Genomic DNA, 18,771 nt, shown 5'->3' on the forward strand with positions numbered 1-18,771 from the left:
GGAATTTCGAGAACATTGGAAAAACAGAAAACTGATAAAAGATAATGTAAATTTCTACTCACTTAGATATTTAGTTAAAGTTGAACTTATTTAGCTTCCCATAGAAATTTCAAATACAAATTATTGCATTTAACAGCAGTTTTTGTATTTTAGGAAGAATAAAATCAGTGGAGAGTAAATTTCTCACTGAAAGAATTTTTGACTTATCGGCTTTTACTTATAGCGTTCTATCCTGAAAAATCCCACACGGGGATTTGACAAGTTTGCAATTGAAATTAGATCTAATGGATTGAAAAATCAGGCCAGAACTGTTCACAGTGACAATATTTAAACTTTATTAATCTTTTAATTTTCATTTTATGCCTGATTCAAACACTTTCGACCCCAATGCAATGAACGTGGGGAAATACCTAGCCTACAGACTCCACCAGTTGGGCGTAAACCAATTATTTTCGGTTCCGGGAGATTATACCAGTGACCTTTTAGAAATCATCGACACCTACAAAACCCCCAAGGGTGATCGGTATCTCAACCGAATTGGAAATTGCAATGAGCTCAATGCAGGGTATGCAGCAGATGGCTATGCGAGAGCCAATGGACTTGGAGCTGTCGCAGTGACTACCGGAGTCGGATCCTTCAGTTTGCTGAATGCAATAGGAGGCTCTTTCGTAGAGAGCATTCCTGTAGTAGCAATTATCGGAACGCTGAGTAACACCAAGCTCATGGATGAAATCAATGCAGGTGAACTCTACCATCACAATGTCAGCACCGAGGATACTAATCGCACCGTGTACTCTCCAGTCACGGTAGCATTTGAGCGAATATCCAACCCTCTGAAGGCAGCCTCTCAGATTGATTCGGCTATCATAGCCTGCATCAGTGAAAACAAACCAGTAGCAATCGAAATCATGGAGGATTGTTATTACATGCCTTGTGCCGAACCAAAAGGAACATTAAGTCCGGTAAATGGATATGAGTCTTTACCTATTCTTCAAAGCATGGCGGCACCACCAACTTCAAATAAATATGCTGGTCAGATTGTGAGTGCTATAGAAAATGCAGCTAATGCAGTTTATGCGAAAATATCAACAGGAAAGCCGCTATTTTGGATAGGAAAAGAGATCTCAACCAAGAGACTGCAGTCTAAATTCATTACCCTACAACAAGCCATTGGAGCTCCTTATGTCACGTCCTTCTTGGGCAAGGCAGTGGTTTCGGAGGATAATCCTTGGTTTCTGGGGATGCATGACGGGGTTTTTACGACTGAACACACCAATTTCTACTTGCAGCAATCCACTGCCATTATCGGATTAGGTGTATGGAATACAGACTTGAATACCTTTGGGTCCAAAAGCCCCGAAACAGGAAATATTTCTCCGGTATTCGCCTCACGAGATATGGTGAAAGATGGGGAAAACCTCTACGTACAAGTCACGCTGGAACAGGTGATGGATGCTGTAATTGCATTGGTCCAAAAAAACAAATATAAATCTAAATGGGAGCAACCAAGCCCTCCGCCACTTCCAACCATCCCTGCACCAAAAACTCAAATCACTTACGATTCATTCTTTGCAGTACTCGATCAACATGTCGATGAAAACCACCTGATCGTGGCAGATATCGGTCTCTCCTCATTCGGAGGGTCCTCTTCGCTAAAAATCAATAGGCAGGATGGATTTCTAGCTCAAAACATCTGGGCATCCATCGGATGGAGTGTACCTGCAGGCCTAGGGGCATCTTTCCGAGATAATCTACGAACATTTGTGATAGTGGGTGATGGTGCTTTCAAATTGACCTGTCAGGCCGTTTCTACCATGGTACAAGAAGGTCGAAATACCGTCGTATTTGTACTGAATAATAAGGTCTATGGAGTGGAACAAATGCTTTTGGACTCGGACCCTTACAAGAAGGACTCCTCTGCACCATTTGAAGAAGCCAATATCCTTCAGGAATGGGATTATATAAACCTCATGAAAGGCTTTTCAAATAATGCGGGGAAAGCTAAAAGCGCAGTAGTCAATACCATAGGTGATTTGCAGTCCCTATTGGAAAATATAGCTAGTGATACAGCCTCTACCTATCTAGTGAGCATCAATCTCGACGAGCGAGACTACCCTTCAGCTTGGAAGCTTTTTGTATACAAATAAATCTTAAACTCTAATTCTTTTTATCATGAGTACCAAATCAAAAAAAACAAGTAACTCCACTGAAGTCCTAATTGTCGGAGCTGGAATGAGCGGACTTTTCACAGCTTGGCGTTTACTGAAAGAAAAACCAACAACCAAGGTGACCATTTTGGAAAAAATGGGACAAGTAGGCGGAAGGCTTGAAACAACTTTTGTGGATATCAAGGGGCATGACGGAAAAACCTACAAAGTACACGATGAAGAGGGAGGAATGCGCTTTGTCCCCAGAGGAAAAGGGATGGAGCATCTATGGGGATTAATTGATGCTATCAATGAAGAAAACAAGAAATATCCGGAGGCACAGCTAAATACGGTAGATTTCGTGATGGGAGATGACAACAACCGCTACTACGTACGAGGAAAGTCTTTCTCTCAAGCCGAGGCTAAAAAAGGTAATCAGGCTATTTGGGCTACCTTATTCAATTTGGCACCCAATGAACAAGGCAAAGATCCTTCGGATATTTTGAAGGAAGTCATGAATGATATTCAGGACCAAAACAGCATCAAACGTCCCTCCTCTCCTGCTGAATGGGCGCACTTCCGAAACAACTGTACTTATAAAAATTTTGAAGGAAAGGCTATTCCAATCAATAAGTGGGGATTTTGGAGTATTCTCCGCAATTATGGCCTCACGGAAGAATGTATTGAAATGCTGAGTCACGTAGTTGGGTTTATGGGACCTTTTCAAGACTACATCAATGCAGGAGAAGGACTTCAGATTTTATTTGATTTTCCAGATCCTAAAAACGCTCATTTTCAAACGCTCGAAAAAGGATTTCAATCCTTGCCCAATGCCTTGGCTGCCTTAATCAAGGGCGCTGGTGGAAGCATCCATTTGAAGGAAACTGTCAAATCTGTCACCAAAACTGATTCTGGATACAGTATCGATACCTCTCACGGATCATACACAGCTTCTAAGGTGATTCTTGCCATTCCAAAAAAGCCTCTTAAGGAATTGATCAAAGTCTCGCCGATTCTATCAGGAAATGAAAAGTTTATGAGTGCAGTCAATAGTGTTCAAAACATGGAATTGACCAAGGTAGGGCTCTATTTCAAGGAGCGATGGTGGCATCAAGCTCAGAAAATAAACCTAACGAATGGGCCTAATTTCACAGATCTTCCACTGGGCTCTGTTTACAGCTTTTCACAGTTTCCTGCAGACTCGATTGCGGACAACAATTACAATGGCCCTGCTGCTTTGACTCAATACACAGACTACATCCGAGGAAACTTCTGGAAGGAAATGCAAAATGTAGGCGAAAGCTATCAGTCTGAGGAATTCCCAAAGAACCCTCCTGGTACAACTGCCTGCTCTACATCCTTGGTCAATGAAATCATGCGGCAAATCAAATTACTCTTCGGATTGGATGAGGATGCCTATGTGCCCAAGCCAGTATTGACTACCTATCGAGTTTGGGGTCAAGCACCGTATGGTTTTGGCTATCACCAGTACAAGCTCAATATCGATGATCTCAAAGATGTCTACCCCCATATTACGTCACCAGCTAAGGACTTATTTGTATGTAATGAATCCTGGTCTCCCGAGCAGGGATGGGTAGAAGGGGCACTCATCATGAGTGACTATGTCCTACAGCAAGAAGCATTTGGGCTTCCAGCCTTTGCTACGGATTCTTTCGCCCGCACTATCAAATCATAAAATCTTTTCAATCATGAAAGCAAAAACAATTAAAGGAAATTCATTGGACGAAATCAGTCAGGCCCTTGAAGCCTCTCTTTCAGATGGATATATGCCTACCTTAGCCATCGTATTTCTATCCATCAAGCAGGATCGGGCAGCTATTTGCCAACTATTAGAGCAAAAAGACATCAGTATTTTCGGAGCAACCACTGCAGGAGAATTTATCGATGGGGATATTGGTGAGGAGTCCGTGGTAATTATGCTTTTGGATATGAAAAAAGAATATTTCCACTGTGTACACTTTGAGACTGGGGATGAGAATATTTTGGATGTAGCCAAGAGAGCGGGAGAATTGGGATTGAAAACCTTTAAAAACCCAGCCTTCATTATTGCTTCAGGGGGTATCAGTACCGATGGAGAAATGATCATCAAAGGAATAGAAAATGCCGTAGGTCCAGAAGTCACCATTTTTGGAGGTATGGCGGGGGATGATTTTACCATGACAGGAACTTTTGCCTTTACTAACGGCCATTATGATATCACAGGGATCGTAGTATTGATTTTAGACGAGGACAAGATTTCTATTGCAGGGTTGGCTACAAGTGGCTGGCAACCTGTAGGTACCGTTAGGACCATCACCAAGAGTGAAGGAAATACTGTTTACACCATTGATGATGAACCCGCACTCGATGTGGTCATCAAGTATATGGGCGTCAATAAAAACATCGATGAATGGAAAGAGGTCATCGTGAATGTGGGTTCGGAATTCCCTATGCAAATCCAACGGGAAGGAACAGAGCCTGTAATTAGAGCCCCATTATTCGCCAACAAAAACGATCGGTCTTTAGTCTGTGCGGGCAGTGTTCCGCAAGGCTCTAAAATCCGATTTTCGCTAGCTCCGGATTTTAATGTCATCGAAAAGGTAGTAGATGAATGTGAGGAAGTGAAAAAAAATGAACTTCCAAAAGCTGATGCCTTGATTATGTTTTCGTGCAAAGCCAGACACCTTTCTCTTGGCCCGATGGTCAGCGACGAAATCGACCAAGTCAAAAATGTTTGGGATGCTCCTTTAGCTGGATTTTTCAGTTATGGTGAAATGGGAAAATCAACCAAAGGCAAACACGAATTTCATAATAACACCTGCTCATTAGTCGGACTATCTGAGAAATAACTATTAGAAAAAAGAAAAGGGAGGAAAACCTATCGAAAAGAGCCCTCTTTTTTCTTTAGAATCATTTTATGAATAAAAATATTCAGACAATTTTGGAGTTGATCTCCCAGTCAGAAAAGCTTTCCCAAGAAGAAAAGGAGCAACTGAATCGCTCCGCAAAGGGTCTAGAAAGGGATCTTAGCATCGTTGAGTTTAAGCTCGATCGCTCTGAAAAGATGCGAAGGACTACCTCCATACTTTTGGAAGAAACTATCGAAGAATTGGATAAAAAAAGGCAAGCCGTAGAAAAGCTTGCCTTGATCTCTTCCAGACAGGCATCCCTCGAACGAATCAGAGCGGAAATCGCCTCTATGCGCAAAGCTGAAGATTTGGAGGAGATTTCCCCGCTGATTTGGCAAGAACTATCCAAGCTTAAAGTTCCCTACATACGATGTGGAATTTTCATTGTAGAGGAGGAAAATCACTTAATGCATGTATTCCTAAATACTCAGGATCAACAATCAATCGCTGTTTTACATATTCCTTTTGATGCAACAAGCTTGACTCAAAACGTACATACCTTTTGGAAAAAGCAAGAACGCCATCAGGAAAAGTGGAGTGAAACGGACTTTATCAATTGGGTCGAAAGCTTAAGTGAAAAGGGATTTATTTCTTCTCAAAAAGACTATGTTGCCGGGCCTGTTCCTAAACAACTCATCCTTGAATTTTTTCCATTCAAGCAAGGAATGCTTTATATCGGAAATTCAGAGTCTCTTTCTACGGAGAATGAAGAACTCTGCCAAACTTTGGCAGGTAACTTTTCGGTAGCCTATGATCGGTATGAAGATTTCACTAAGCTAGAAATAGCCAAAAAGAATGTTGAAATCGCATTGAAGGACCTCCGGATTACACAAGACCAATTAATTCAGCAGGAAAAACTTGCTTCTTTAGGCCAGCTTACTGCCGGTATTGCTCATGAGATCAAAAACCCACTGAACTTTGTCAATAACTTTTCGGACCTCAGTATAGAATTGGTTAACGAGGTTTTAGAAGAGATCAATGCGGCCAAAGCCTTTAACAATACCCCCAAAATGTCGGCGAGATTGGAAGAAATGACCGATCTGCTACACACCATCGAAATCAACCTCAAAAAAATCTACGAACATGGGTCTAGAGCTAACGAAATTGTGACCTCCATGCTTCAACATTCAAGAGGCGGATCCGGTGAAATGAAAAAAAATGATTTAAATGAATTGATTGGCGAGTTTTCGAATCTTGCCTTTCATGGTATGAGAGCTGGCAAAGACCCAATTCAACTCGAACTAATTCTCGAACTAAAACCAAATCTTCCTAAAGTACCACTGATCAAAGAGGACTTTTCCCGAGTCATCATTAACCTCTGTACCAATGCCTTTGATGCCTTAAAAACAAAGGTCAAAGAACATGCATTAGATTATAAACCTTGTCTTACCATTCGAACTCGGTCAGACAAAAATTCAGTCTTTCTCGAAGTAGAAGACAATGGTCCAGGTATCCCTGAGAAAATTTTAGACAAAATTCTTCAACCCTTTTTTACTACCAAACAAGGAAAAGAAGGAACCGGGTTGGGACTGAGTATTTCTCATGATATCATAAAGGCCCATAGGGGGCAACTCACTATCGAAACCTTGGCTGGAAGAGGAACCAAATTTATTATAGAATTACCTATGACCTGAACGCTAAATCACTTTTGAATAATATAAAATTTCGAAGAACAGACTCTGTTCGAGTGTGATTGAGATTGTTCTTAACTACTAAATTCTGAGAATTATGGCACATCCAAAAAAATCCCTTTTTCACGCTCCTCGCATAAGCCTTGCTATTCTCCCGCTTTTTTTAATGCTGATCAGCTTTTCCACATCCGCCCAAATCAATTCATCTAAAGGCGTACCTAGTTATACCAATTATGTATTCGGGGGTAATTCTTTGGCAGGGCAGCAAGTCTGGAATGTCAATCAAAATAAAGAGGGCTTTCTCTTTGTAGGGACTAGCTCAGGCCTACAAAAATTTGATGGTAAAAATTGGAATCTTTTAGCCTCTCCAAGTACAGAATTCAATACCAATATTCGATCCACGCTCTCGGCATCGGATGGAACTTTTTATTATGGTGCCTTAGGGGATTTTGGAACTGTTGTTTCGGATTCCACTGGCAAAATCAAAGAACGGTCACTTTTAAAAGGCTACCCCGCTGATTTTATTTTTAACGATATCTGGTCTATCCGAGAGAGCAAGGGAAAAATTTATTTCCAGGCTAGAGAGGCAATTTTCGTTTATACTCCTCCAAATGGGAATGGAATACCGGATTCCATTAAAGAAAAAATTTTTCAGCCTTTCTTTACTACCAAGCCAACAGGCTCAGTAACTGGTTTAGGACTTTCTCCTTCTTACGATATTATCAAAGCGCATGGAGGGGAGTTGAGAGTCATAAGCGAAGAAGGAAAAGGAACAGAAATGAAAATTACACTTCCTATCCACAAGGATTCATGATCTCATTTTTTCGTAAAATCCGCCAGAAACTCTTAACCCAAAATAGAGTCACGAGATACCTAATCTATGCCTTGGGTGAGATATTCTTGGTGGTCATCGGGATTTTGATAGCGCTACAGGTCAATAACTGGAATGAGGAGCGAAAGGAGCATAAAAAAGAGCGAGAGCAATTGTTTTTCGCTTTGGAAAACCTGAAAACAGATTCGATCAGCATCGATAGTATCAAGTCACGAACAGATAAAATCCTGGCTGTTCACCACAACCTTATATTACTTTCAGAAAATAAAATAACTGACGAAGCGGTCGGAAACTTGGACCTGATCCGGGCTTCAGAACCCAATATTTTAATTATCAAAAAGAATAATCCCAACCTGCCCAATGAGGTAAAAGATCAGGAATTGCGGAGGATTCTTTTAGATCATTATCTGCTCATTGATTGGCTGGAATTCACTATTTTAAATCATAATGAAATCATTGAAGTCATGGTAAGACCATTTCTCGCGGAAAAAAAGCTGCTGAATTTTGGTCAGCAAATTGAAACCGATAGACAGAAATTTGAATTGATCAATGACGAACGATTTTTTGAAGAGTTTAAAAATGAAGAAATCAAGCAAGTTTTATTTGAATCAGGGATAAAGCTGAGAATAATGCGATCAAACATTGAAAGTTTCGCTCAAAAGAATGAAGATTTAAAAAAAGCTATCATGTCATATCTCAATAAAAATTGATTCCCTATTTCCGAAAAATTCGAAAAAAACTGCCCTAGCAAAATCGTATATACCGCTATCTGGCATACGCGATAGCAGAAATATTATTTGTGGTCAAGGAAATATTGGTAATTCTTTAGGTATACTACCGGAATGAAGTCACACCATCTGAAATGCTGGGATTACATTTTAGAATTAAACGGGTAAGTAAAAATTAAATTTTTACTAAAACACAGAAAAATGAAAACAGAACTTTGTAGATCAATTCAGGAGAGAATTCTCCCATTTTTAGTATTTCTGGCAATTTTGAGTTGTGAGTCCAATACAGCTACAAGTCCTAGGACACCCCAATTTAACCATGTGTATTTGCATGTATCAGACATGGATAGATCATTGGATTTTTATACCTCAGCGTTCGATTTGGAAGTGACCAAGCACATAAAAAAATTAAAGCGAACCTTGGAAGATGGCCAGACGGTAGAACAGGAGATCAATTTGGCTTTACTAAAATTTCCGGGACATTATTTCGCTTTGGAAATTGGAGAAACACTTGATTCTCTTCCCAATAATACTAGGGCCAACTATGCACATGTGGGGATAGAGGTAGAAGATATTGAGTCAGCAAGTGAGCGAATTATTAAAGCGGGAGGATTATCCTCTAGACCGATTACGCAGGTGGAAACGGAAAGCATACTAGCTAAAACCGCTTTCTTCACAGGTCCAGATGGAGAAACCATAGAACTCATGCAAATCATTTCAGGTAATTTTCAATTATGAAACGAATCCTTTCCGCCCTCAAAGAAAAATGGCCAGAGTATATACTGGAGATTATCGTACTGGTCATTGGTATTTTTATTGCCTTTGAATTGAATAATTATGGCGAAAATCAAAAAAGAAAAAAGGTAGAAATTGAAATCCTGAAAGGATGCAGGGCAGAGCTTAAAACAGACCTAAAAGATATCAATCTCAATATTAATGATTTTAAAAAATCACTTTTCGCGTTAGAGACCTTTATCGACTTGTTGGAAAATGATGGACAATATCATGATTCTCTGGCAGCATTATTTAACTATACATTATTACCCATTCATTTTGTGCATTCTACCAGTGCCTTTGAAACCCTTAAGTCTAAAGGTTTGGATATCATATCCAATCCGGACATCCGGACCAAACTTGTCAAAGTTTATGATTCACAGTATGATTTTTTTCTCCAAGCCGAATCAGAGGAATTGGATGAAGTCCATTATGGGTTGAGACATATATTTCCCGGAAGGTTTGAGTCTGGGTTAAACTTTCCAAAATCGAATTTTGACGGAGAGCTAATTCCACTGGATTTTGAGGCATTAAAAAGTGACATTGAATTCCTATATTTTATCAAAACTCAAAGAAACAGAACTCAATCCTACTTGGATTACTTTTATGCTAATTTGAAAGAAGACGTAGAGACCATGATCAGCGACCTGGACACAGAGCTTAAACGTCTTGAATAATGAACATCTAGAAAGGCCGGGTTTGATCTTGAACCCGCGATTCCTGTCAGTTAGGCAAAGCCTTTTTCGTAGCTAATCAGTCAAGACAAAGATCAATGTGTAGCAATTTCTAATTGAAGTAAACCACATACATTAGTAATACGCTAATAATCAGGGATTTTTTAGTATCTTCTCAAGAAAATTTTGCTCTATTGATCTCATTTTTTAGAAAAATCCGTCAAAAACTCCTGCAGCAAAACAGGGTTACCCAATACCTAGCATACGCAATAGGAGAAATATTTTTAGTAGTCATCGGAATATTGATTGCTCTACAAGTGAATACCTGGAATGAAAGCAGGAAATCAAGAAATTTTGAGCAAGAGATTCTTTCACTCATTGACCAAAATCTAAGTCGTGACTCTAGCGTGATTGCTGCGGAGCTACAAAAAGCTCTCATTGCTAATGCGACCACTGATTCCATTTTAGATCAGGTGGAAAAAGGAATTTTTGAGGAAAACCTGTATGTATGGATGGCTAAGGTCATTCGGTTTGAGAGGTTCAAGTCTCAATCCAGTGGCTTTGAAGTTTTAAAATCCAAGGGAATTGATGCGATTTCTGATAAGGATCTCCAAATCGATTTAATCAACTACTATGATGAAGTCCTATTCCGCTTGAGTCAAGCTATTTTGGATGTGGAGAATTCCTTCAATTCAGATTGGATTCCAGTGGTCAAAAGTGAATTCTATGATTTTGATTATGAAGACAGATTGGAACCTAGAAATCTGGAGGATTTTTTTAAAAATCCTAGTCATATAGTTCTCTTCAAAATGTTTCAGGATAATCGAGAGGGCTCAATTAGCAGAATGGAGATTGCATTAGCTGAAATTTCCGCCTTGAGAGCATCCATAAAAAATCAGCTGAAATGATCTCCTTTTATCGTAGAATCCGTCAAAAACTTCTAAAGGAAAATAGAATTACTAGGTATTTAACCTATGCTTTGGGGGAGATCGTATTGGTGACAATTGGAATTTTGATCGCTCTTCAGATTAATACCTGGAAAGAAGAACGAAATGATCATAAAAGAGAAATTTCCTTTTATCAATCAGTTTTGATTGATCTTGAAAGTGATCAGCAAAAATTAGAAACTCAAACAAAATTTTATCAAAACAGAATTGAAAACCTTACCTGGTTACTTAAAGAAATAAGACAGCCCCAAGAATCCATTAATCCTGAAGAATTTGGGAAACACTCCGAGCCTCTTTATTATAGCGAGTCCGCGATTAGCTTTGATACCAGTTATGAAGCCGCCAAGAGTGCTGGATCAATTGCTGCTTTTTCCAATAAAATACTACTGAAACAATTGGTAGAATACTATTCCAGTTTTCAGGAAATCGAAAATGTACTGACCTCCACCCTCCGATTTATTGAAAGCACTTTTGAACCTCTGATGGCAAGTTTACCGAATAACTTTTTGGATAAGGAAAGCTCAGACCAAGTCTTGATCAGTCAGGGCAATCAAAATTTTTATCTCCTGTTAGAATCTGTCGAAGACCTAAGACCCGGCGTATCCCCAGAGGAACTCAAAAAATTTCTAAATCAACCGGAATTTGAATCCTATGTGGTCGCGGATTTGGGCAGGTCTTTTAATATGATAAGCAAACTGGATAGTAGAATTACACAGTTACAGTCCATTCAAAAAGATATAAAGCAATATCTTGAAAATTAGCACCCCTACAACAACTTGTATTTTTTCAATAAAAATATAAACAGGTCAACTTATTTTTTATCAAATTAAATTGAAAATCAGACACATATATAGTGGTTTGTAAGCTGTTTTTTGTATTTTAAAGCAACCAACTTTTATTTTCCTAAGCCACTTAGCCTTTTACCAACAACAAAGGCAATTCAACTAAACATAAAATCAGGCACAAACCCCAAAGTTTTTCCCACACCATTCACTATTGGATATAAAAACTCCAACAAATATGGGTGAATAGGAAGCTCTCGGGATCCTGCTTGAAAATCTTTTTAGACATAAAAAATGATAGATATTGATGCTTCGAGGGAAGCTTCGGCCTTGAAAGTTTACCATGAATTTTGGGACAGCTATCTCAAGGGGAATATTCCCACTTTTTCCTCCACCCTGGATGAGGATTTTGAGATGATTGGCACCTCTGAAACGGAGGTGTGCCACAATAAGGCTGAGGGTATAGCTTTTTTTAAAAATCAGATCGAGGAGATTGTAGGAAAAGCAGAGATGAGAAACAGAAACATCATTACCAAAGCCATTGGGGAGATGTTTTTGATCATAGAGAATTGCGACATCTACGTGATTTCTGAGCCAGAATGGGCTTTTTATTCCAAATTAAGGATTTCCACATTGCTTCACGAGACGCCCTTAGGTTGGAAAGTACTCCACCAGCATGGATCACTTCCGGACATGAAGGTTGAAGACGGGGAAACTATGGCCTTGGAAAAGGTCTCTCAAGAGAATCTTGAGCTGAGACAGGCAGTCAAAAGAAGAACTGCAGAACTGGAGAATAAAACCAAGGAACTGGAAATTGAAGCTTCTCTTGAGCGCGTTCGAGCCGTGGCTATGAGTATGAAAAAGCCTGATGATATGCTGGATGTTTGTCAAATCATAGCTGATCAGTTGAATGCTTTTGGAGTGGAGCAAATCCGGAATGTTCAGACTGCCATCATCGATGAAGTAAAGGGGCATTACCTCTGCTATCAATACTTTCCAGCCTATAAAAAAACGGCAATAGAATTAACCGAGTATTTCAAAAGTCCGGTAGAACATGAAATGGTTCGGCAAATGTTGGCTTCCAAAGATGGACATTTTATCGGGAGCATTCAGGGAAAAGAACTCCAGGAGTTTGCGGCCCATAGAAAAGCAGAAAATCATTTTTCAGACCCACTATTGGACCAATCTCAGGAACTGAGTTATTGCTTTCTTTCTATTGGGAAAGGTGGTTTGGGTCTTTCGCTTTATCATGCATTAAACCAGGAAGTTCTGCACATATTCAAGCGCTTCCATCAGGTATTTACTCTGTCGTACAGGCGCTTTCTGGATATTCAACAGGCAGAGGATCAGGCCCGGGAAGCTAAGATTGAAGCGGCGTTGGAGAGAGTTCGCTCCAAGAGTTTGGCTATGCACCAGACCAGCGAATTGCAATCTGTCATTCATACCGTTCATGAAGAATTGCTTCGCTTGGATCTCTCAATTTTCGGAGGCTCATTTATCGTGATCAACAGTGAACTGGATACAGAACTCAAGTGCTGGGGAGCCGGGGGCACGGCCGAAACTTCTGAAGAAATTCATATTCCCCGCTTTGATAAGCCTTTCTATACCAACCTGCTTGAAAGAGTTAAGAAAGGCCCCAGTTTCTTCACTGAGGAATTTACCTTGGAAGAAAAAGTCGAATTTTTTACCTTTTTATTTAATCACCAACCTTGGTCTAAGCTCAGTAAGAAAGAGAAAAAACAGACCTTGGAAACTACAGGAGGATATACCCGATCCTGTGTGGTGTCTGAACATACCAGCATTTTTATCATCAATCATGAAGGTGTTCCATTTTCAGAGTCGGATAATACGATACTGAAACGTTTTGGGAGAGTATTTGAGCAATCTTATACCCGGTTTCTAGATCTAAAAAAAGCAGAAGCACAAGCCAGAGAAGCACAAATTGAGACGGCTCTTGAAAAAGTAAGAAGCCGAAGCATGGGCATGCAAAACAGTGGGGAACTTCACGACGTCATCAAGGTGGTGTATGAGCAGTTTCGAGCGTTGAAAATCCCAATTGAGCATACGGGATTTATTATGGACTATAAAAATCGGGAGGACATGAATATCTGGTTGGCTGATGAAAACCAAGTGCATGCCCAGATCACTTTCCCCTATTTCGATTCTCCTCATTGGAATAGTTTTCTGGAAGCAAAATCAAAAGGCAAGGACTTTTTCACCAACCTTCTGGACTTTGAAGCCAAAAACCGCTTTTACAGAAAGCTCTTCGACTATATCCCAGACTTACCTCAGGAAACTCAGGAATTTTACTTTTCTCAACCGGGTCTTTCTATCTCTACAGTACTGATGGATAATGTAGGGCTGTATTTTGAAAATTATACTACTACCTCATTTACCGAGGAAGAAAACCAGATTTTAAAACGTTTCGGGAAGGTATTCCAGCAAACCTATACCCGATTTCTTGATCTTCAAAAGGCAGAAGCACAAGCAAAAGAAGCACGGATAGAATCGGCCTTAGAACGGGTCCGCTCACGTAGTCTCGCGATGCATCATTCATCCGAATTATCCTCGGTAGTAGATACGCTTTTGCAGGAATTTACAGGACTTGATTTTACCCTGACCTTTTGCATTATCAACTTAATCGATGGAGATGATCTGTCAAATACCGTTTGGGCCGCCAATCCTGAAACTGGTAAAGATGCTGAATCCTATTACATGAAGTTTGAGGATTATGATTTTCATCGGGCGATGTGGGATGCCTGGAAAGCTCAGGACAAGCGATTTGTATATGTGCTGGAAGGGGAAGAGAAAAAGATTTATGATGAATACCTCTATTCCGAAACAGAATTCAGACGATTCCCCAAACATGTTCAGGAGGCTAATAAAAGTTTGGAAAGATACGTGGCAGGGTTTACATTTTTCAAGTATAGTGGACTTCAGACAGTCAGTGTAAATCCGATATCAGAAGAGGAATTGGCTATACTTGAGCGATTCGGAAAAGTTTTCGAGCAAGCTTATATCAGATTTCTTGATCTCCAAAAAGCAGAAGCTCAGGCGCGTGAAGCACAGATTGAAACGGCTCTTGAAAAAGTGAGAAGCCGTAGCATGGGCATGCAAAAAAGTGATGAGCTGGCAGATCTTTCTTTAGAATTGGTCAAGCAGGTTCAAGCTTTAGGAGTGGAAACTTGGTTTTGCGCATTTAACATTTACGATGAAAATGGTGAGGAGTCCATTGAATGGGGAAGTAATGGCCAGTCAACTTTCCCCAGATATAAAACTCCCAGAGAAAATGTCTTTTTGGATTACTATAAAGCTGGTCAAAGAGGTGAATCCCTATTGATCAATGAAATTAGCGAGGAAGAATGTCCTTCACATTACGAATATCTCTGCAGTCTTCCCGGAGTAGGTGATCAGTTGCTCAAGATGAAAGCCGCTGGAATCTCTTTTCCCAAGTACCAAATAGACCACGTAGCTTTTTTCAAATATGGCTACATTCTATTTATCACTTATGAGCCTGTGCCTGAATCTCATTCAGTTTTCAAGCGGTTCGCACAGGTTTTTGAACAAACTTATACTCGGTTTTTAGACCTTCAGAGAGCTGAGGCTCAAACCAGGAAATCAGAAATCGAGGTTGCAGTCGAGCGGGTTCGGGCTCAATCCATGGCCATGCATCATCCAGACGATCTCGACAAAGTAAACAAAGAACTATTAAGCCAACTTCAATGGCTTCAGGTACAAGGACTTTCCGGAGTTACTTTTTATTTGGTCGAAGAAAATGGATGGGTGAAAGCATGGGATTTTTCAAGTCCTGGAAATATTGGAAATCAGACCAGCTATACGTTTCAGTTTGATTCCAACAAACATGAAATGTTAGGATTTCCCTTTAAAATACTGGAAAATACTGACCTAGATTATTTCATTGCCGATTACCCCCTTGAAAAACTAAAAAAGGCATTACCTGAGTTAGAAGAAATCGACCCTGCCGTTGCCGAAATTTTTACAAAGGCTATAGAAACCGGAGCATTAAGCCATCAATGGTCGGCTTGCGCGAGAATTTCCAGTGGAATGCTTGGAGTTGACTTAACCGCCCCCCCAAGTGAAGACACAAAAACCATTGTGTTGAAAATGGCAGGAGCATTCAACCAGGCCTACACCCGCTTCCTTGATTTACAAAAAGCAGAAGCTCAGGCTAGAGAAGCCCGAATTGAAGATGCTTTGGAACGCACAAGAACTCAAAGCATGCTCATGAAGCATTCCGATGAGATCAAATCCATTTCAACCATTTTCCATCAGCAATTACTAGTATTGGATATCCCCTCTGAGTTTTCCTATGTATGGCTTCCCGACGAACCCAATGGTGAACATCAATTTTGGGCAAGTTGGTCGGAAGAAGAAAATGGGAAAGTAATTTACCTGAGCAAACAAGTTACCTATCCACTCGACAAATCAGAACCTTATACTAAAGCATGTTTTGAGGCTTGGGCACAACCTGAGGTTTTGTTGGAAGAGTTTATTTCTCCACCAGAAGTAGCAGGATTTTTTGAGGTTTGGCAGGAATTACTTGAAGGAGCAGAAAAATTAAAAGCAGAATATTTTCCTGAAGGAATTTTCTATTCCGAAGCTTACATGCGATTCGGATGTTTTGGTATCAATATAAAACGTAGGCTTACCCCAGAGGAAAAGTCCATCCTCAAAAGATTCTCCATTGAATTTGAAAGGGCTTATACCCGATTTTTAGACTTGAAAAAAGCAGAAGAACAGGCCCGGGAAGCACAGATTGAGCTGGCGGTTGAAAGAGTACGGGCAAGAGCTTTAGCGATGTACCAATCAGGGGAAATTCTCGAAGTGGTCCACAAGCTGAAAGAGGAAATTATGAGCTTGAATATTCCTCAGGTGGCGGCTGCCACTATTCATTTGAAAGAACCTGACGGGCGATGCAGAGTTTGGGATCTGACCTCACTTGAATTGAAAGAAGAAGATCTCCATCTTCCTCTTGATATAAGTTTTAGGCTAGACGATACTCACCCAGATTTTTTTATGCGAAAAATCTGGGCACACACTGAAGACTATTTTGTGGTTATCCAGAAAAAAAGTGACTTCCCGCATACTGTCCAATGGCTTAAAGACAATGGGCATCCTGAGCAAGCTGAAGAGGCACGGATATTTTTTAAGACAACTCAATTGAAGCAAGCCTATCATCCCACAGTACCCTTGAAAAATGGGAGAATGAGTCTGGATTTGCTTGAGCCTCCACAGGATGAAGTTGCCTCTATTCTGAAAAAAATGGCTGCAGCTTTTGACTTGGCCTATAAGCGATTTGAGGATCTTCAAAAGGCCGAATCTCAGGCAAAAGAAGCTAAAATTGAGTTGTCGCTTGAAAGGATACGATCTCAAGTAACCTCCATGCAGGAATCCAATGAACTCTTTGACGTGGTGGTAGCAATGCGCAAGGAGTTTGTATCATTAGGACATCAAGCACACTCTTTTTGGCATATGAAATGGTCAAAAGAATCCTATGATATGTCCATGACTTCAGAAGAAGGTGATCGGATAGGAATGATAATCTCCGTCCCAAAATTTGTCCATGACAATATCCCTTCTTTGGCTTCTTGGGAGAAATCAGATTCTCCAGTATTTGTACTCGATTTGGATGGTTCTCAGGCCTGGGATTACATAGAAAATATGAATAAGTACGGGCACTACGAACTAGCTGATCCTAAATCGCCGAGTGAAGAAGATATTTTGGCCATTGGAGGTTTGACATTTGTAATCGCCCGAACCACTCATGGAGAAATTGGATTCAGTTTACCGGGAAAAATTCCTAATCCTCCTGAGGAATCTCTTCATACATTGATTCGATTTGCCAAAGTTTTTGGGATAGCCTACAAACGTTTTGAAGACCTTCAATATGCCGAATCTCAAGCAAAAGAAGCGCAAATCGAACTATCACTTGAGAGAATTCGATCCAAGGTAACTTCCATGCAGGAATCCACTGACCTATTAGACATCATGGTCAGTATCCGAAGTGAATTTGTTTCACTTGGCCACGAAGCTCAATATTTCTGGTACATGCGCTGGCTAACTGACAAATATGAGAAAGCCATGACCTCTGGAGATGGAGCACAGGTAGGCATGGTAATGACCTTACCTCGGCATATTCATGGAGATATCCCATTGGTTGCCAATTGGGAACGAGGCAGTGAACCTACCCTGATTTTTCCAATGGATGTAGACACCGCCATGGACTATGTTCAAAAAATGGTCTCCTTAGGCGATTTTGAAAAGGTAGACCCAAATGCCCCAACCATGGATGATATCAAGCATATTGGAGGGCTTACTTTTATTATGGCAAAGACATCTCAAGGAGAAATCGGCTATAGTTTGCCCGGCTATGTGCCTAATCCTCCTGAGGAAGCAGTAAGCACCTTGGCCCGATTTGCTGGTGTTTTTGACTTAGCGTACAAGCGTTTTGAGGACTTGAAAAAGGCAGAAAAAGATTTAGTGGCGATAAAAGCAGCTAAATCCAAAGCTGAATCTGCTTTAAAAGAGCTGAAAGCTGCCCAGGAGCAATTGATTCAGCAGGAAAAGCTAGCAAGCCTAGGACAGCTGACCGCAGGTATTGCCCATGAGATTAAAAACCCATTGAATTTCGTGAATAACTTCTCTGAGTTGAGCAAGGAACTGATAGAGGAAGTTTTTGAAGAGTTGGAAAAGCTTGATGAATCGGATATCAAACAAGAAATCATGGACATTTTAACAGATGTCCAAAGCAATCTAACCAAAGTTCATGAGCACGGTAGCCGGGCAGATGGGATCGTAAAATCCATGCTGCAGCACAGTAGGGGAAGTGCTGGAAAAACAAGCGCAATACGAGTAAACGAATTCGTAAAAGAATTTAGCAATCTGGCCTTCCATGGAATGAGGGCAGGAAAAAATCCCATCAACGTCAATCTGGATTTTGATTTGGATGAAAATGCCGGAGAGCTAACACTCGTGATGGAGGATTTTTCAAGGGTTATTTTGAATATCGTAAACAACGCCTTTGATGCGATGCGTGACAAGCAGAACTCTTCCAAAAACGGGGAATATCTACCTAGTCTGAAAATCAAAACAAAACGACTGAAAAACAAGGTGCTGATCAGTATCCAAGACAATGGGCCCGGAATTCCTGACGGGATCAAAGACAAAATCTTACATCCCTTTTTTACAACAAAAAAAGGTACCGAGGGAACAGGCCTTGGCCTGAGTATTACCCATGATATAGTAAAAGCTCATGGGGGAGAAATTAAAATTGAAAGTGAAGCCGGCGATGGAGCAAGTTTTCTTATCTCATTACCCATAAGCTAA

The 18,771-nt window shown here is 40.4% G+C and carries 11 protein-coding genes; all 11 read left to right on the forward strand.

Annotated features, from left to right (window positions below):
• Positions 1-359: 359 nt before the first annotated feature.
• The 11 genes from B2906_RS00720 to B2906_RS00770 all read left to right on the forward strand — a co-directional run bounded on the left by B2906_RS00720 (position 360) and on the right by B2906_RS00770 (position 18,771).
• Positions 360-2,147, forward strand: coding sequence for a thiamine pyrophosphate-binding protein (locus tag B2906_RS00720; RefSeq protein ID WP_219957628.1), 1,788 nt, complete (start codon positions 360-362; stop codon positions 2,145-2,147).
• 25 nt (positions 2,148-2,172) lie between these two features.
• Positions 2,173-3,843, forward strand: coding sequence for a flavin monoamine oxidase family protein (locus B2906_RS00725; RefSeq protein ID WP_219957627.1), 1,671 nt, complete (start codon positions 2,173-2,175; stop codon positions 3,841-3,843).
• A gap of 13 nt (positions 3,844-3,856) precedes the next feature.
• Positions 3,857-4,996, forward strand: a complete 1,140-nt coding sequence (locus B2906_RS00730) for an FIST signal transduction protein (RefSeq protein WP_219957626.1) — start codon at positions 3,857-3,859, stop codon at positions 4,994-4,996.
• Positions 4,997-5,064: 68 nt separating this feature from the next.
• Positions 5,065-6,690, forward strand: a complete 1,626-nt coding sequence (locus B2906_RS00735) for a sensor histidine kinase (protein WP_219957625.1) — start codon at positions 5,065-5,067, stop codon at positions 6,688-6,690.
• A gap of 94 nt (positions 6,691-6,784) precedes the next feature.
• Positions 6,785-7,501, forward strand: coding sequence for a sensor histidine kinase (locus B2906_RS18950; RefSeq protein WP_370627646.1), 717 nt, complete (start codon positions 6,785-6,787; stop codon positions 7,499-7,501).
• Positions 7,498-8,229 carry a DUF6090 family protein gene (locus B2906_RS00745; protein WP_219957624.1) on the forward strand — a complete coding sequence of 244 codons (732 nt, stop codon included), beginning with the start codon at positions 7,498-7,500 and terminating at the stop codon, positions 8,227-8,229. Before B2906_RS18950 ends, B2906_RS00745 begins: the two co-directional genes overlap by 4 nt.
• Before the next feature lie 219 nt (positions 8,230-8,448).
• Entirely contained in the window at positions 8,449-8,985 is a 537-nt protein-coding gene (locus B2906_RS00750; protein ID WP_219957623.1) for a VOC family protein, read from the forward strand.
• Positions 8,982-9,698: a DUF6090 family protein gene (locus tag B2906_RS00755; RefSeq protein WP_219957622.1), complete on the forward strand. Its 717-nt coding sequence runs from the start codon at positions 8,982-8,984 to the stop codon at positions 9,696-9,698. Before B2906_RS00750 ends, B2906_RS00755 begins: the two co-directional genes overlap by 4 nt.
• 191 nt (positions 9,699-9,889) lie before the next feature.
• On the forward strand, positions 9,890-10,603 hold the full coding sequence (locus B2906_RS00760; RefSeq protein ID WP_286935258.1) for a DUF6090 family protein: 714 nt from the start codon (positions 9,890-9,892) through the stop codon (positions 10,601-10,603).
• Entirely contained in the window at positions 10,600-11,403 is an 804-nt protein-coding gene (locus tag B2906_RS00765; protein WP_286935260.1) for a DUF6090 family protein, read from the forward strand. The genes B2906_RS00760 and B2906_RS00765 overlap by 4 nt, the downstream gene beginning before the upstream one ends.
• Before the next feature lie 315 nt (positions 11,404-11,718).
• Entirely contained in the window at positions 11,719-18,771 is a 7,053-nt protein-coding gene (locus tag B2906_RS00770; RefSeq protein ID WP_286935262.1) for an ATP-binding protein, read from the forward strand.

This window comes from Algoriphagus sp. UBA3586 (assembly GCF_002376385.1).
Taxonomy (GTDB): domain Bacteria; phylum Bacteroidota; class Bacteroidia; order Cytophagales; family Cyclobacteriaceae; genus Algoriphagus; species Algoriphagus ornithinivorans.

Coding starts and splice junctions, on each gene's coding strand:
- B2906_RS00735 (WP_219957625.1), top strand. CDS start 5,065: ATGAATAAAAATATTCAGACAATTTTGGAGTTGATCTCCCAGTCAGAA.
- B2906_RS00755 (WP_219957622.1), top strand. CDS start 8,982: ATGAAACGAATCCTTTCCGCCCTCAAAGAAAAATGGCCAGAGTATATA.
- B2906_RS00725 (WP_219957627.1), top strand. CDS start 2,173: ATGAGTACCAAATCAAAAAAAACAAGTAACTCCACTGAAGTCCTAATT.
- B2906_RS00720 (WP_219957628.1), top strand. CDS start 360: ATGCCTGATTCAAACACTTTCGACCCCAATGCAATGAACGTGGGGAAA.
- B2906_RS00770 (WP_286935262.1), top strand. CDS start 11,719: ATGATAGATATTGATGCTTCGAGGGAAGCTTCGGCCTTGAAAGTTTAC.
- B2906_RS00750 (WP_219957623.1), top strand. CDS start 8,449: ATGAAAACAGAACTTTGTAGATCAATTCAGGAGAGAATTCTCCCATTT.
- B2906_RS00730 (WP_219957626.1), top strand. CDS start 3,857: ATGAAAGCAAAAACAATTAAAGGAAATTCATTGGACGAAATCAGTCAG.
- B2906_RS00765 (WP_286935260.1), top strand. CDS start 10,600: ATGATCTCCTTTTATCGTAGAATCCGTCAAAAACTTCTAAAGGAAAAT.
- B2906_RS18950 (WP_370627646.1), top strand. CDS start 6,785: ATGGCACATCCAAAAAAATCCCTTTTTCACGCTCCTCGCATAAGCCTT.
- B2906_RS00745 (WP_219957624.1), top strand. CDS start 7,498: ATGATCTCATTTTTTCGTAAAATCCGCCAGAAACTCTTAACCCAAAAT.